This is a genomic window from Acaryochloris sp. IP29b_bin.148 (assembly GCF_028285565.1).
GTDB lineage: Bacteria > Cyanobacteriota > Cyanobacteriia > Thermosynechococcales > Thermosynechococcaceae > Acaryochloris.
The window spans coordinates 1-16,090 of sequence record NZ_JANQOY010000089.1; the positions used below are offsets into that span (position 1 = coordinate 1).

The 16,090-nt window shown below is 47.2% G+C and carries 9 protein-coding genes and 3 pseudogenes; 9 read left to right on the forward strand and 3 right to left on the reverse strand.

Annotated elements, in window-relative coordinates:
- The 5 genes from Q0986_RS08240 to Q0986_RS08260 form a co-directional block, all read left to right on the forward strand.
- Window positions 1-397 (forward strand): response regulator transcription factor (locus Q0986_RS08240; RefSeq protein ID WP_299407746.1); only part of this gene is annotated, 397 nt, incomplete at its 5' end.
- A 207-nt stretch (window positions 398-604) separates the two neighbouring features.
- Complete coding sequence (locus Q0986_RS08245; RefSeq protein WP_299407750.1) at window positions 605-1,795, forward strand: calcium-binding protein; 1,191 nt, start codon at window positions 605-607, stop codon at window positions 1,793-1,795.
- 497 nt (window positions 1,796-2,292) lie between these two features.
- Window positions 2,293-2,880 carry a Crp/Fnr family transcriptional regulator gene (locus Q0986_RS08250; RefSeq protein WP_299407753.1) on the forward strand — a complete coding sequence of 196 codons (588 nt, stop codon included), beginning with the start codon at window positions 2,293-2,295 and terminating at the stop codon, window positions 2,878-2,880.
- Window positions 2,881-3,337: 457 nt separating this feature from the next.
- Complete coding sequence (locus Q0986_RS08255; RefSeq protein ID WP_299407755.1) at window positions 3,338-3,907, forward strand: hypothetical protein; 570 nt, start codon at window positions 3,338-3,340, stop codon at window positions 3,905-3,907.
- 34 nt (window positions 3,908-3,941) lie between these two features.
- A complete protein-coding gene (locus Q0986_RS08260; RefSeq protein ID WP_299407761.1) occupies window positions 3,942-5,066 on the forward strand; it encodes a YHYH protein in 1,125 nt (374 codons plus the stop codon).
- 66 nt (window positions 5,067-5,132) lie between these two features.
- Here the strand turns inward: Q0986_RS08260 and Q0986_RS08265 are convergent, their stop codons facing one another.
- Window positions 5,133-5,366, reverse strand: a complete 234-nt coding sequence (locus Q0986_RS08265; protein ID WP_299407765.1) for a hypothetical protein — start codon at window positions 5,364-5,366, stop codon at window positions 5,133-5,135.
- Window positions 5,367-5,379: 13 nt separating this feature from the next.
- Here Q0986_RS08265 and Q0986_RS08270 point away from each other — a divergent pair.
- The 3 genes and pseudogenes from Q0986_RS08270 to Q0986_RS08280 form a co-directional block, all read left to right on the forward strand.
- Window positions 5,380-5,568, forward strand: a pseudogene (locus Q0986_RS08270) (plasmid pRiA4b ORF-3 family protein); the annotation flags it as partial.
- 24 nt (window positions 5,569-5,592) lie between these two features.
- Window positions 5,593-5,769, forward strand: a complete 177-nt coding sequence (locus tag Q0986_RS08275; protein WP_299407778.1) for a hypothetical protein — start codon at window positions 5,593-5,595, stop codon at window positions 5,767-5,769.
- Window positions 5,766-6,426: pseudogene (locus Q0986_RS08280) on the forward strand (ISKra4 family transposase); the annotation flags it as partial. The gene Q0986_RS08275 and the pseudogene Q0986_RS08280, both read left to right, overlap by 4 nt.
- 76 nt (window positions 6,427-6,502) lie before the next feature.
- Here the strand turns inward: Q0986_RS08280 and Q0986_RS08285 are convergent.
- Window positions 6,503-6,640: pseudogene (locus Q0986_RS08285) on the reverse strand (IS4 family transposase); the annotation flags it as partial.
- Window positions 6,641-6,903: 263 nt separating this feature from the next.
- On the opposite strand from Q0986_RS08285, the gene ligA reads away from it, so the two are divergent.
- A complete protein-coding gene (ligA, locus tag Q0986_RS08290) occupies window positions 6,904-8,925 on the forward strand; it encodes an NAD-dependent DNA ligase LigA (protein WP_299407768.1) in 2,022 nt (673 codons plus the stop codon).
- A 93-nt stretch (window positions 8,926-9,018) separates the two neighbouring features.
- On the opposite strand, the gene Q0986_RS08295 is transcribed toward ligA, so the two are convergent.
- A complete protein-coding gene (locus tag Q0986_RS08295) occupies window positions 9,019-16,059 on the reverse strand; it encodes a PAS domain S-box protein (RefSeq protein WP_299407775.1) in 7,041 nt (2,346 codons plus the stop codon).
- Window positions 16,060-16,090: the final 31 nt, after the last annotated feature.

Below are 16,090 nucleotides of genomic sequence, written 5' to 3' on the forward strand. Positions count from 1 at the left end.
CTTTGATGACGAAGAGTTTATTGTACAGTCACTCCTCGCCGGGGCTTGTGGTTATCTAATGAAGGATATTCCTCCGCCAGATCTAGCACAGGCCATTAAACTTGCTTATGCGGGTGTGTTTCAACTCGCCCCCGAAGTTGCAGGTAAACTGATTGGCTCACTTCAAACCAAACAAAATAGCGCAACCGCTAAACCCCCAGTCGATACACCGCTTACCTCCAGAGAACTGGAGGTATTAAAGCTCCTCGCTAAAGGCAGTACGAATAAAGAAATAGCCAAAGCTTTTCACTTGAGCGAAGGAACCGTCAAAAACCACGTTTCCAATATTTTGATGAGGCTTGAACTTAGAGACCGTACCCAGGCAGCTGTCTATGCAGTAGAAAACGGCTTGAGCTGAGGTCAATGCCACTTGCAAAACGGTTGTGTGCTGCACAACTCAACCGATTCTGATACCAGAGCAGTCTAATGCTATTGATACCAATTGTCTAGATTGGAATGTGTCAAAAGAGCTATCTGAGTTGTGTCAATAGACCCTAGGAATTTTCAGTTGCCCTCAAATAGGATCTGAGAGCAATTCTTCAATGACTGAAAGGAGGAAATTCCAATGGCTAATATTACAGGTACCTCAGAAAATGACGTTCTTGTGGGTACACAAGACCCGGATGAAATTCTTGGACTTGGTGGGGATGATGGACTATTTGGCCTAGATGGCGATGACACTGTTTCTGGTGGTGATGGTGTTGACATCCTCATCGGTGGTAGTGGTAATGACCAACTCAATGGAAACGAAGACGCTGATGAAATTTTTGGTGATTCCAGAGTTTTCGGTGAGGTGGGGGATAATGACACCCTCAATGGCGGAAATGGGGCTGATATCGTTTTTGGCGAAGGGGGCAATGATAGCATCCTAGGCGGGGATGGGGCCGATCAACTGAATGGAGATACAGGCAACGATGTCCTTGATGGTGAAGCAGGAGCCGACGACCTCTTCGGAGGGGATGGAACCGATATTATTCGTGGGGGATTGGGCGCTGATCGGTTATTTGGAAATGGAGGGAACGACAATCTTCTTGGAGGAGAGGATGACGATATTCTTAATGGGGGTGATGGGAATGATTCCCTCGATGGTGAAGCTGGCAATGATCGCTTCTTTGCAGGCAGTGGGGACGACCAAGTCTTTGGCAGTAGCGGTAACGACAACGTGGATGCTGAAGCTGGTGATGATCTTGTCAGGGGAGGCAGTGGTCAAGATATTCTTTTTGGGAGTTTAGGAAGCGACAACCTTGGAGGAGGGAATGATAACGACGTCCTTGTAGGGGGTGTGAGTAATGACATCCTGAAGGGCGGTAATGGCAATGACTTTCTGGTGGGTGTTGATCCCTTTGTTTCAGATTTTGGGTTTGGCGGTACGACTGATGACCCTCTAGCTCCCTTTGAAGTAGATACGCTGATAGGAAGTGCTGAGAATGATACTTTTTCCCTAGGGGATAACGGAACTGTCTTTGGTGTTGATCGCGGCAATCCTGAACAGTATTATCTTGGGGGCGGAAATTCAGATTATGCTCTTATTCAAGACTTTGAGTTTGGTGATGATACTATTCAACTCTCTTCTGACGTTAATGTAGCTGACTTAGAATTTGACCTGACTGACAGGGGTCTCCCTCAAGGTATTTCAGTATCTGTCGAAGAGGATCTAATTTCTGTTATCAGCGGAGACTTTCAAAGTCAGCAAAGTGCTGACGGTGGGCTTAAGCAATTCCTGCTGGAAGACAATAACGTTTTTTCCAATGCTTGAGCGGTTATTCCAAAATTCACAGGCACGGTAAAATGTCCGATGGACGCCAAAGAGATCGATGCCCATCAGATTAACAAACGTTCACGGACCGATTTGATATCCTCTACTATCGTTGCCAGATTAAGCCCTAAACGACCCAAGCTACAAAGTGAGATGGCTTAAGCCTACAAGACATCATTAGTAAGCGTTACAAGTATTCTCATTAATAAGCTGCCAATGAGAAAATGGGCAGTCTGTAATCGCTGAAACGACCAAAAAGTATGGATGAAATAAGTATATCTATACTAAATATGCAATATCGCAGCTTGGGTTGTTTAGGAACATTCAACGATGTCATACAAGCGTGGCATGAGTTTGCTAGCAGCATTCTCCCTTAATTCATGCAATTTGCATAAGGCGTCACTGCCCCATACTGAGTTTTCCATTGATGACATTGGCCTCATTTAGAGGCTATATCCTTCAATCTTGCTCTTTTGTTGTATTCTCTGGTAATTATTATGCACAGTGTTACCCGAATCGAAATAGCTCCTACCCAGCCCGTGCTGCGCGAGTTCAAGCGTCGTGAATTTTTGCCCATGATTGGCGATCTGTTCTGGGAAATTGATGCGGGCATGGTTCGTACTCTGACTTCGTGTGAAGAGGGGAAGCTGATAACGCTTGGATTGTGGGGAGCCGGTGATATTGTTGGTTATTCCCTGGCCGGGATTGAGCCGTACCAAGTGGAATGTCTGACCAAAGTTCAAGCTCATCGGCTGCCAGCGATTGACTGCTCAAGTCTAAAGGGGGTGATGTGGTCTCATCTCCATCAAAGTCAGACGTTTCTCATGATCCGACATGGTTTAATGCCCGATCGCTTGCAGCATTTTCTCCTATGGCTTGCCGAGAAATTTGGGACAAGGTGTGAGGAGGGATGCTACATTCCAAATCAGCTCACTCATCAAGACATCGCCGAAATAATTGGGACTAGCCGAGTGACAGTTACGCGCTTAATTGGAAATCTTGAAAGAGCAGGATTTATTCACTGGTCTAAGAGAAGATGTCTCTTGCGATCTGCTTTTAGCTCCATCCCGAGTTCAATTTTTTGAGAGAATTCTGAGAGCTGGGTTCAATGCTGAGTAAGACTCTGCTTGGCTGTGTTGAAAAATTCAGACCATACTAATCTCAGAATAGCTAGTTTTATTGGTACTTTTTGCCTAGATGTAAATAGGCCGAAAGGGATAGTTAAGTTGTGTCGATGGACCCTAGCACTACTCTATAGACATCGAATAAAGTTCAAGTGTACTTCTTCAATAGCTTGCCTCCTTATTCTTTAAGAGGAAAGGTATGAAATACATTTGTTGATAAATAGGTAAGCACGATCAAACTGAGTATCTTAAAGCACTAAAGTTTTTGCTGCATAAGCATTTCATGAAGATCATATTCTGAAGAAAAAAACTACCTATTGTTTAGAGTTTTATCTCGGTAGAGAGTCGGATCGATTGCTGTGTCAGATGGGAGGGAAACTGGTTATGTCAAAAAAACTCTTAAACATGAATAGTTCCCTTGTCTGCTTCTTTATTTTTTTTGGCTTGGACTGTTTTTATGAAAATATCTACAAGCATATTGACCGTATTTATCCTTGCTTCCGTGGCTGGTTGCTCGCTTGCACAATCAGCAAACGAGCAACTAGGTGAGGTCGGACGGGAGCCACGTAGCGACAAGCCGCTGACCGATGGCCCGCCCAGCCCAGGACCGCACGGCCCGCTGAGCGCCTCGGACACAAACAAGGACGGCACCGTAACCCAGGCCGAGATCGAGTCGTTCATGAGCGAGAGTCCCTATCGGCGAATCGGACTGGTACCCTTCTTCGATCAGTGTGATCAGGACAAGGATCAGCGCCTCAGCGACGCCGAGCTCGTCGGGGTCGAGCCGGACCACGCGTTCAACGGCACAGATAAAAATGCCGACGGGGTCGTGACGCGTGCCGAGGTCGAGGACTACGTCTCCGACCGGCTTTACCGCCGGATCGGATTAGAGGCGTTCTTTGAGTTGCTCGATACGGATCAAAACGGCGAACTCTCGCCAACGGAGATTGAGACCGCTCACAGCACCGGCCAACTGCCGCACGGATGAGCCGGACGTAGAAATTATGATGAGAAGGTCCATCATGCATACCTCTTCAAAGGTCAGCACAAACTTGCTTATTGAAAAGCTTTCAATGGTCTTATGGGTATCACTTGCTACACTACTTAACGCTTGTTCAACAGAGACTGAACAGCAAGCTCCAGAAGCGATCGCAAAGGCCAATAATCCATCCCAGGCTCCAGAAACCGCTCAGCGGGATAACCGGCCTCCCAACCTCCGCAACAATACAGCGACTCAAACTGATGGCCCGCCAGAACTATATCCTGCCACGGTTCCACCCATCGCTGAAAATGAGGTGGCTATCGCAGATGAAGGAGAGTGGCGAATCCTCAAATCTAACGGCATTTCTGAGCACAATACAGGCCCCTTCCCCAATGACGGGAACCCCAACACCATTAGTGAACAAACAAAGACCTTTCGCGTGCCCGCTAACCCTAAACTTGCTTCTCAGATTACAGAGCGCGGCTTTGACTTTGGGCTGGCCGTCAATGGTGTTCCCTTCGATCCGGGGGCAGGAGAGTTTTATCGCGGTGATCCGAGACTTGGCTGGCAATACGATGCGTTGTCAGGGGCTTTAGATCTCGGATTTGATGAAAATCATGCCCACGTACAGCCGACTGGGAAGTATCACTATCATGGTTTACCCACCCTGCTAATGAAGGATCTGAACGTCTCTGCTGACCAGCACTCGCCTTTGGTTGGCTGGGCTGCAGATGGTTTTCCCATCTATGCACTGTATGGCTACAAAGACGGGAAAGCCGTGAATTCTGGAGTTGTCGAAATGACGCCCAGTTATCGCCTCAAGGCGGGCAACCGCCCAGGGGGAGAAGAGCCAGATGGCACCTATGATGGCACATTCGTGAGGGACTATGAATATGTTGCAGGGGCCGGATCACTGGATGAATGCAATGGCCGAATGACGATTACGCCGGAATTCCCAGAGGGCACCTATGCTTATTTCCTGACGAAAGATTTTCCGTTCGTGCCCAGATGTTTTAAGGGCACCCCCTCTCAGGATTTTGCAAAACGGGGTGGGCCCGGTGGACCTGACAGACCTGGCCCCCCTGGTGGCAGACCTGGTGGACCTAGACCTGGGAGCAGACCTGAACCTGACGGTGAACCCTCCGCGTTAGTTTTCAAAGAGTAGGTTGAAGAGCGATTAAAACCGGGGGAAACGTTGATATAGCAGTACACTGAGGGAATGAATGATCCGTCAGATCCGGTTATCTTCCAGCTGAAAGCTGTGATGGCCGAAGGCCGGTCGGAGACCATCGCTGGCATCAGCCCCATGATCTGGCGACGACTCCACATTCATAGCAATAACAGCCTTGCTGATCTCCACTACATCCTTTAGATCTGCTTTGGTTGGAGTGATGAATACCTTCACCGCTTCACCATTCATGGCAAGCACTTCGGCATCTCCAAACTCGGAGGTGAAGGACGCCAACACTTTCACCCTAATGGATTTGGGCCTTAGAGAACGAGAACGTTTTCTCTACAACTACAATTACTTCGACAATTGGCAGATTCAACTCCGAGTCGAATAGATCCTCTCACCCGAAGCCGGACAATCCTATCCCATCTGTATTCAGGGAAAACGGGCAGGCCCACCTGAAGACTATGGTGGACCGTGGGCCTTTCAAGAACTGCGACAAGAGCATTCAGAGTTTGAAGTGGCGTACCAGGTGGTCAAAGAAGAGTTTGATCATCTAGAAGCCCAGCGACAGCGGCTCCTCTATTGGCTGAAGTTTGAAAGACTTGACCTGCAACAGCTGAATCACCAACTCCAGCAATCCCCTCTGAGTGAGGTCGCAACGTTGCAAGAAGAGATCATTTACTTTGGATCATGAACATTAAACTGTCACTCGTCATTGAATTCGGAGGAAGGCACCTGCCAGGCTGAGCGTGAAGTGGTCCAGCTTCAGCGGAATGCCTTAACGCCAGACACATTGGGCCTCACTCTCTCAGAGTCGAAGCAACTGCTGCACACCTTGCAGCAAGTGATAGTGAAGCATCAGGTAACCTTCTTTATTGATCAGCAGATCCCTTGCCCTGACTGTGGCCAACCTAGAAAACAACAAGGCAAGCATACCCTCGTCTATCGAACCGTCTTTGGCAAGCTGAAACTCCAAAGCCAGAGGTTATTTCATTGTTCCTGCCAAGCTCACGCCTCTCAAAGTTTCAGTCCCCTCGCCCAACTCCTGACCGAGCGAACCTCGCCAGAGTACCTCTATCTGCAAACGAAATTTGCCAGTTTGATGTCTTATGGGTTGAGTGTGGATCTACTGGCAGAGGTGTTGCCTCTTAATCGGCAGATTAGCTGCTCCAGTGTGTGATGGTCTACGACCGGCCTTCGGCCATCACATCTGTATCAACTGGGTCAAAGACTGGATGATGAATTGGGAGAAGATCAGTACATGTTTGTGGAAGGGTGCCCGAGAGGTTGGGAGAATCTACCACACCCAGACTTACCCTTGGTTGTGGGCACTGACGGGGGCTACATCAACGGCTTAGCGGATGACAACGAAGCTACAAAGCTTGTTTTATAAGATATAGAGCAGAGAACCCTCGCTGAAAAAAGATCCACAGGGTGACCACTGGGCTAAAGAGGCGATTGCGATAGTGAACATTCTCTTCTTTGAGCACCTGCTCTATGGTCTCGCTCGGCAGTGGCTCGGCCCAGGGTAAACCCCGACTTTGGCTGAATTGCTGATTGAGAATTGCAACATGATTGGTCATAGTAGAGGCGGATTTAGTAAAGCTTCAGGGCTAGGATAACTTCATATCAAGCCTTGGAGCTTTTTCTTGACTGCTTAAGTCAGTGCCATTCATCGATAGCCATCACTTCTGATGACTATCGATGGCATACCTTGAGTGATGATTAATGTTCTAAACACTAGACTAGAGCTGGAGATACCCTAGCGATTGGGTCTCTCTAACAAAGATCAGCGAATTTATTGAGGGAGACTCTGCGGACGGTGAACATGGTATCCTCTTCCGATCAAGCGCGGGTGCAAGAACTGCGGCAATTGCTGCAAAAGGCGAGCTATGCCTACTACGGATTAGATGCTCCGATGATGGAAGATGCTGTCTATGACCAGCTCTACCACGAGCTTGTAGATCTGGAGACCCAGTATCCTCAACTGATTACACCGGATAGCCCCACCCAGCGCGTGGGGGAACGACCAGCCACTCAATTTGTTTCAGTTCAGCATCGGATTCCGCTTTATAGTTTGGAAAACGCCTTTGACCGGGGAGATATGGACACCTGGGATGAGCGTTGGCATAAATTAGTCCCCAACCTCAACCAAGAGCCGGGGTATGTGACCGAACTTAAAATTGATGGATCGGCCCTGGCCTTGACCTATGAAAACGGGTTATTGGTGCGGGGCACTACTCGGGGCGATGGCACCAAGGGAGAAGAGATTACCCAAAATGTGAGAACGATCCGCTCCATCCCCCTGCGTTTGAATATTGAACATCCCCCCGAATGGTTAGAGGTGAGAGGGGAAGCGTTTTTGGGATTAGAGGTGTTTGACCACATTAACCGTGACCGCACTCAAGCGGGAGAAGCCGAGTTTGCCAATCCCCGCAACGCTGCTGCTGGTACACTCCGTCAGCTTGACTCCAAAGTAGTGGCGGAGCGCAAGCTAGATTTCTTCGCCTATACGATCCATATTTCTGGCCCCACGGATGATTTGTCCCTTCCCCAAACCCAATGGCAGGCCCTAGAGACTTTGAAACAACTCGGGTTTCGGGTTAATCCCAATCGACGCCAGTGCCAAAGCTTGGCAGAGGTTCAGACCTACTATGATGACTGGTCCTTAAAACGTCTCGATCTGCCCTATTTAACCGATGGGGTGGTGATTAAACTGGATGACTTAGGAGTACAGGACGAACTAGGATTTACTCAGAAGTTTCCCCGCTGGGCGATTGCCTGGAAGTATCCACCGGAAGAGGCGGCCACCCGCATCGAGCAGATTACGGTGAATGTCGGACGGACTGGAGCCCTCACCCCCGTTGCGGAATTTAAACCCGTCCAGCTCGCCGGGACAACGGTCTCGCGAGCGACGCTGCATAATCGAGATCGCATCTCAGAACTCGACATCCATCTTGGCGATACGGTGGTGGTCCGCAAAGCCGGAGAAATTATACCTGAAGTTCTGCGGGTTCTGCCTGAGTTGCGGCCTGGGGGGGCTCAGCCTTACCAGATGCCCACCGAATGTCCGAGCTGTGGACAACCTGCTGTTCAGCTCGAATCGGAAGCGGTGACCCGCTGTGTGAATGCCTCTTGTCCTGCCATCTTGCGCGGATCGCTGATTCACTGGGTCAGTCGAGGGGCTTTAGATATTGATGGGTTGGGAGAAAAGATTGTCGGTCAGTTAGCGGATTCCCAAATGGTTCAGTCCGTGGCTGACTTGTATGACCTGACGGAAGACCAGCTGATGGACTTGGATCGAATGGGGACAAAATTGGCTCACAAGATCTTGGATGCGATCGCAACCTCCAAACAGCAGCCCTGGCATCGGGTTCTGTACGGATTGGGGATTCGGCATGTGGGCAGTGTCAACGCTCAATTACTGACCGAACACTATCCGACCGTAGACGCATTAATGGCCGTGGACGGAGATGCCATTGCAACTATCCACGGAATTGGTCCTGAAATTGCCCAATCCGTCTATGAATGGTTTCAAACCCCTACTAACCAGACCCTGATTCAGCGTTTACAATCCGCAGGACTGCAGTTTGCAGCCATCGTAACTGAGCCGACTCAGCCTCAAACCTTATCGGGGCAAACCTTTGTGATTACAGGGACATTGCCAACCTTGAAGCGAGATCAGGCCAAGCAGATGATCCAAGACGCAGGGGGGAAAGTGACTGGATCTGTGAGTAAAAATACATCCTATGTGGTGGTAGGTGCCGATGCAGGCTCCAAGCTCACAAAAGCACAATCATTAGGGATTAACCAACTGTCTGAGGCAGATCTGTTAGCCCTCTTAACGTAAACACACGCCTTTCGCAAACCAGTCTTTTGGGGTAATCAAGGATGAACTGGCCCATAACTTAGCAGCAAACGTAACAAAATCAACCATGCTGACTCAAAATTGTCCTACTCTTGATGCTCCATCCTGTTGTTGTTTTTCGTAGGCATCCTGTAAAAAGACTTGGATTTCATGCAGTTGAAAGTGCTCTGACCACAATAATATTTTTTGACAAAAGCATTGATATTGGGGCTTGCTCAATTGCAGGGCTGCTATCTTATCTTTTAATTCAAAGATGCTACCTTTATTCGCCATATCGACTAGCTGTTCCAAGTCATCCTGAGGTGGATAGATCACCTCTGTCGGCGAAAGCCAAGGGCAGTCCTCGTGGCTCGAATCATGGATAGGATCAGCAGGTTGTTGGGCTTGGTATTGTACTAATAAAGCTTCAATCTCCTCAGCTAAAAATGCTTTAGCAAGAGACGAAATCTGGTCCACAAAGGGGCCATAAGCTGAATTAGCTTGAATCAAATGCTCCAATTCTTCTCTCAATTCACTGATAAAACCATGCTGGGCTAACTTTTTCAAAACGTCTAATGTCTGAGAAGGGGGGAGTAGCACGTCTGCTATCAGAGGCTCAGGTTCCGGAGCTTCCTCTGTTATTCCCTCATATATCCAGGTCAGTTGAAGCTGTTCCGCGATAACTTCTAGTAAAGCTTGCATTTCGATGGGCTTGACCAGAAAAGCATCACAACCGGCCTCCAGCGCTAATTGTCGATCAGATTGGCTCAACAAAGCTGACGCAACAATAACCTTCATATGTTGCAGTCCTGGATCCAGGTGAACCTGTTGCAAAAATTCCCATCCATCCATGACTGGCATCAATAGATCCATAATGACCAAATCAATCGGATGCTTGCGGACATGGTCTAACCCTTCCTGCCCTTGCTCTGCCTCAGACAAGTCAAAGCCAAGGGGTTGTAGGAGGTCAAACATGACATCTCGGTTCTCTTGCAGATCGTCTATGACCAAGATCTGCTGCCGCTCTCCTTGGTAACCGATGACAGGCGGAATGTCAGAGTTGGTTGGCAGCTGCCCCCACTGTTTCAATCGAGGGAGCACTAGCCTAAAGCAAAACTCACTCCCATACCCCAATTGACTGGCAACCTCGATATTGCCCCCCATCAAATTGACAATCTGCTGACTAATCGCCAGTCCCAGTCCTGTTCCTTCCGCTTGTTGTTGTGGAGTTCCCACCTGTTCAAAGGCATCAAATAATCTAGAAAGATGAGTAGGAGCAATCCCCATGCCCGTATCTATCACTTGAAATAAAAGTGATGCCTGAGTCCCAGTTATTTTGACAACTTCAACCCGCAAAGTCACACGGCCTTGATTGGTAAATTTAATTGCATTACCTAATAAATTAATTAAGACTTGTCGCAGAGATTTCTCATCGACAACAATACCTTCAGGTAAATGGGGACTAGGCTCATAGACCAACTCTAAATGTTTGGCCTGAGCCTTTACTTTGCACATTTCGACCACACTTTGCAGCAAGGTGGGTAAGTGTGTTTCCGTGGGCTGCAATTCCAGTTTGCCCGCCTCGATTTTTGAGAGATCGAGAATGTCATTAATCAGGGCGAGAAGGTGGGAGCCACATTGATGAATGACCTCAATGCCGTGGCGTTCTTTACCCGATAAGGTTTGGGAGCGATTGAGAATCTGAGTATAGCCCAAGATGCCATTGAGAGGGGTGCGGAGTTCGTGACTCATATTGGCTAAGAATTCGCTTTTGGCCCGGCTGGCACTATCGGCTTGCTCCTTGGCGACTTGAAGCGCCTGGGTCCGTTCTTCAACCTTCCGTTCCAAGGTATGGGAATAGTTTGCCAGTTGCTGATTCGCTTGTTCGAGCTCGTCTTCTGCCTGACGCCGTTGGGTGACATCAACCGCCATGGAAATAATGATTCGACGACCATCGGGTAAGGTGTCTAACCAAGCAGAGCTAAATTGCCAGAGACACACTTGTCCATCGTGGGCATGAATCGAAAACTCACCTTTCTCCCAGTTGCTAGCGTTGGTCTTTTCTCCGAACGCTTTGAGTGCCCAGTCGTCTGTCGTTGGAATATCGGCATGGGTATACCCCGTTGACTCCGTCCAAGTGGTGTTGAGTTGGAGGACTTCACCATCTTCGGCATAGATCATGATCGGGAAAGGCGCATCCTCAATGGCTCGCCGGAATCGCTGTTCGCTGAAGCGTAGATTCTCTTCTGCCAGCTTGCGATCGCTAATATCGACAATGACACCTTCTAAATATTGAAGCTGCTGGTGGGCATCGAACATCCCTTTTCCCTTTTCCGTCACCCAGCGCACTGAGCCATCCCGGTGGATGACTCGGTACTCCATTGAAAAGGGTTGATGAAGCGCCAGCCCTTCACTCACCGCTTGATCAACCCTATCAACATCATCAGCATGGATAATGCTGGCGTAGGTGCGGTTGCTATTGTTGATAAAGTCAGTGGCGGGATAACCCGACAGGGCTGTAACGGCATCACTCATAAACTCCATCGTCCAAGCGGAATCATTTTTACACCGGTAGACCACCCCATCCAGATTGGAGAGTAGATTTCGGAATTGGGTGTCGCTCTTTCGCAGCGCATCCTCCGCCATTTTGCGCTCTCGAATATCCCTGACAATTTTGGAGGCCCCAACGACTTCCCCTTCAAGATTGACTAAGGGCGAAATCGTCACTGAAATATCAATCGGATACCCTTGCTTGTGAAGGCGAACGGTTTCAAAGTTCTCAATCCGCTCCTTATTTTTAAGGCGAGAAACAATATGGGCTTCTTCCTGTAGTCGATCCGAGGGGAAAAGCATCAAGATGGATTGCCCCAGGGCTTCTGCTTCCAAATATCCGAATAACTCTGTGGCCGCTTGATTCCAGCTCGTGATCATGCCATCTAAGTTCTTGGTCAAAATCACGTCATTAGATGATTCCACCACAGAGGCAAGGAGACGAGAGTTGGCTTCAGCGATTTTGCGATCGCTAATATCACGGCAGATGCAAATCAGTTTGCCATCGTCCAGCAGCAGCAAACTCACTTCTATGGCAAAAGAACTGCCATCTTTGCGAGTGGCAGTCGCCTCTCCAGACCATTGCCCTGTCTTTGCTACTATCGGGAACGCGATGGCGTGAAGGCGTTGTACTTCTGTTGGGGAATATAATATCTCGCAACTTTGGCCCAATAGCTCTTCTCGTCTATAGCCAAACAGAGTGGCATGGACTTCGTTGAGATAAATATATTTGCCGTCTTCTAAGATCGCCATGCCATCCACGGCGGATTCAATAATGGTGGATTTAAGGGCGACGGATTCGTAAAGCCTGGCATTTTCTATGGAAATACCAGCTTGGGAACAAAGGAAGTTGAGAACAGTGATGCGATCGCACGTAAATACTCCCGACGCCAATTGATTCTGCAAATACACCAGACCATTCAAATGCCCTTGATGCAGAATCGGCAAACACAGAACGCTCCGAGGTTTTTGGGTTTCAAGATAACGATCCATGATCGGTAAATCGGTTTTTAAATCATCGACCGCCAGTGTTTCTTGAGTATTTTTAACGAACTGAATCAGTTGTAGGGGGAGATCAAGGTGATCCGCCAGAGGAACTGAGGACAGTTCCATTTTTTCAGGGGTTGCAGTGGCTCTGATATGCCAAGTGTCATCGGCTTCAGGGAGCAGAAGAACCAATCGATCAGCACCCGAGTTTTGCAACATCATTAGGGCAAGTTTTTCCAGCAATTCCTCCAGGTGTAAACTCTCTGAAAGCGCTTGGGCACCTTTGAGAATCGCAGCCAAATCAAACGCGACATTGAGATTGGCTTGGGTTGACTGGGCTGAAGTAGAAGAATGGGTAGAGAGGTTGGGTTCAGCCAGTCTGGCTAGGGTGTCCAAGGGGTTGAAAGAGGGAGCGGTTGGCTGAAGAATGGGCTGGATTAATTCGGGGTAACGTCGTTCAAGATCATCCGTTTTGGCTTTGGCTCCCCATCGGGCATAACAGTGATAGGCCGCTTGCATGTATGTTGAAGCTACTGTCTCCTTGCCCCACTCCCAATAGAACTTTGCCACTAGCTCATTAGCAAGCGCTTCTTCTTGTAGATACCCATGCTCTTTCGCGCCATTGATAGCTGCATCATATAGCTCTAAAGCTTCAATTTTGTTATTTAAAAACCTATTTTTTTCAGCTTCTACTAAATCATACTTGTGCTGAAAGTTCATAGGAGCGCTCTCAGCCAATTTTGCAAATCGATCCTGATTGATTTGTACTTTTTGTAAATACTGAGTGACTCGTTCTTGCTCTAAGTCTTCTGTACAATCAATATGATCTAAATAAGTGAGTGATTCATAAAAATAAAAAATATATTCTGTCAGCCAGCCGGTAGCAGCATCTGAGCATTCGTGGATCTTTTCTATCAAAAATAAAATTTGTTCTTTGTCATATAAAAGATATTTTAAAAATAGTTTGTGCAAGTAAAAAATTTGCAAGGAAAAATTATCGTTAACTGCTTTTATTGATTCAATTGGTTTATCTAACTCAGAATATTTATTATCTAGATCCTGTGGTTCTCTAGATGGATTTACTAGTATGACTACAGATTGAACAATAAGCTCTTGCAAAACTAAAGTAAAATTATTCTTCAGCTTTTTGATAGCATCGATGCCCTTGAAGAGATCTGGTTGAAGATCACCTAAACATTCACCACTAAAAAATAGCATTTGATATTTTACAAATACTGCCGCGCTTGCATATTCAAAATCTCCGCTTTCTAAGCCACTCACATAAGCTTTTTCTAAAAGTGGAATTGCCATTAGAAGATGAGATTTGAGATAAACGGTATAAGCTCCGACAACCTCAAATACACGACATCTAGTTATATTTTGTTCAAATAAATCCACCACTTCTAAACTAAGTTGGCCGAATTGGTAGTATTTTTCAATATCTTTTTCAATCAGGTTAATCAGGATTCCGTAGGATGCATAAGCATAAGCTGAGAAATGAGAGTTGCCACTTTCTATCGATAGTTTGACTAATTCCAGAATAATAAACCAAAAAATATTAGTATCGCTGCTGATAGCCGGTATAGCAATAGAAATCAAAATGTTAGCAATTGCCAGCTGCTTTTGATCTGTAAGAGAAGGAAGCTCTAAAATCTGCTGGTCACTAAACTGTCTTAGGTAAGGTTGAAAGGCTTTATAATTTTCTACTACTTCTTCAAAGTCCAGCTTCTCTGGTAGGTAAAAATCATTTTCTTGCAAGAAGATTCTAGCGATCGAAATGGCGGCATTGAAGTCCTGCTGGGATATATGGAATTGAATTTGCGTTTTAATAGAAGATGATCGATCTATAGGGTGTTTAGAATGTTCTTGAATGGTGATAATTAGAGACTCCATTGCCAGGAAGTCTCCGACTAGAAAAGCTAACTCTGCTGCTAAATTGGTTAACTCCAGCGTCAGCTCATACTGCTTTTGCCACCGTCCTTCTCCGAGTATCGATAGTCCTGTACTGGCATATTCCAAGCCCGCTTGATAAGCGGTAGCATTTTTAGATCGCAAACTAGCAGCTAAATTTAGCTGGGCGAGATTCTCTCTCTCCGATTGCTGGGTGAGTAAAGCCTCACCTCGATTTAATTGCTCAACGATGGCAAAGATATTAGCTTCCGTCTTGTCTTGAGCGTTATTTTGGCTTAATAGTTTTCCAATTTGATAATGCGTTTTTGCTTTCTCGGTTTCTGGAATCAGGCTATAGGCAGCTTGTTGAACCCGATCATGCAAAAAATGGTAGGTGAGGGCAACCGGGCGATCAATACCCAAAGCACTGCTACAGTCCTGAAAAAATTTATAGGTCTCACTTTCTGGAATCACTAAACCTGCTTGCAGTGATGACCATAATGCAGGGGCAATGTGGTCTTGGGGTTGCTTGCAAACGATAGACAAAGTGCTTAACTCAAATTGATTGCCGATACAGGCTGCGATCTTTAAAATTTCCTGGGTCGATTGAGGTAGCTTTTGGAGTTGATCAACCATAAAGCCTACTACATCATCCGTTAGACCCAGTTGCCGTACCTGCATTAAGTCACCCTGCCACTGCCCCAATGCACGGTCATAGCTGATATAACCCTCATGGTGAAGACTGAGAAGAAAACGGTTGGTAAAAAATGGATTGCCCTGAGTTGTTTGGTATATCAACTCAGTTAGTGGAACTGCAATCTCAGGTTCACATTGCAACGTATCGGCCACCAAAACATTCATATCGTTCTGGCTTAATGGCCCCAGTGTGATGGTCTGGAGCGCAGTCAGCGTCTTTTTAATCTCATCCAACGTCATCATCAAGGGATGCGCTGGATCAATCTCATTATCCCGATAGGCACCCAGTAAAAATAAATACCCTGACTTCGATTCATCCGTCAGCAGCTTTAATAAATTCAAAGAGGCAAAATCCGCCCATTGCAAATCATCCAGGAAGATCACGAGAGGATGCTCTGGAGTAGTGAAGACTTGAATAAATTTGCCAAACAGCAGATTGAAGCGGTTCTGGGCTGCAGTACCCGATAATTCCGGTACGGAAGGCTGCTCACCTATAATGCGTTCTAACTCAGGAATTACCTCAATAAGAACCTGGCCACAGTGGCCCAAAGCTGCCAAAATTTTGGCTTTCCAGCTCGACAATTGCAGATCCGATTTCCCTAATAGCTGCCCCATTAGGCTGCGGAAGGCTTGCACAAATGCAGAAAAGGGAATATTTCGATTGAATTGGTCAAATTTTCCCTTGATGAAATAGCCGTTTTTCTGGGTGATGGGCTTATGAACTTCATTGACAACAGCCGTTTTGCCAATCCCAGAGAAACCTGCTACCAGCAATAACTCAGTGTTGCCCTGAGATACGCGGTCAAAGGCCTCTAGTAGCGTGTGAACTTCCGCTGCTCGCCCATAGAGTTTTTCGGGGATAAGCAAGCGATCGCACACATCCCGTTGACCCAACTCAAAGGGTTCAATCTCACCCTGCTCGGTTAATTGAGTCAGACAGTGTTCCAAGTCATGCTTTAATCCCAATGCGCTTTGGTAGCGATCTTCGGCATTTTTGGCTAAGAGTTTAGCCACGATGTTGGCTACAGCGGTTGGTACTCCAAAC

Coding starts and splice junctions, on each gene's coding strand:
- Q0986_RS08250 (WP_299407753.1), top strand. CDS start 2,293: ATGCACAGTGTTACCCGAATCGAAATAGCTCCTACCCAGCCCGTGCTG.
- Q0986_RS08245 (WP_299407750.1), top strand. CDS start 605: ATGGCTAATATTACAGGTACCTCAGAAAATGACGTTCTTGTGGGTACA.
- ligA (WP_299407768.1), top strand. CDS start 6,904: ATGGTATCCTCTTCCGATCAAGCGCGGGTGCAAGAACTGCGGCAATTG.
- Q0986_RS08260 (WP_299407761.1), top strand. CDS start 3,942: ATGCATACCTCTTCAAAGGTCAGCACAAACTTGCTTATTGAAAAGCTT.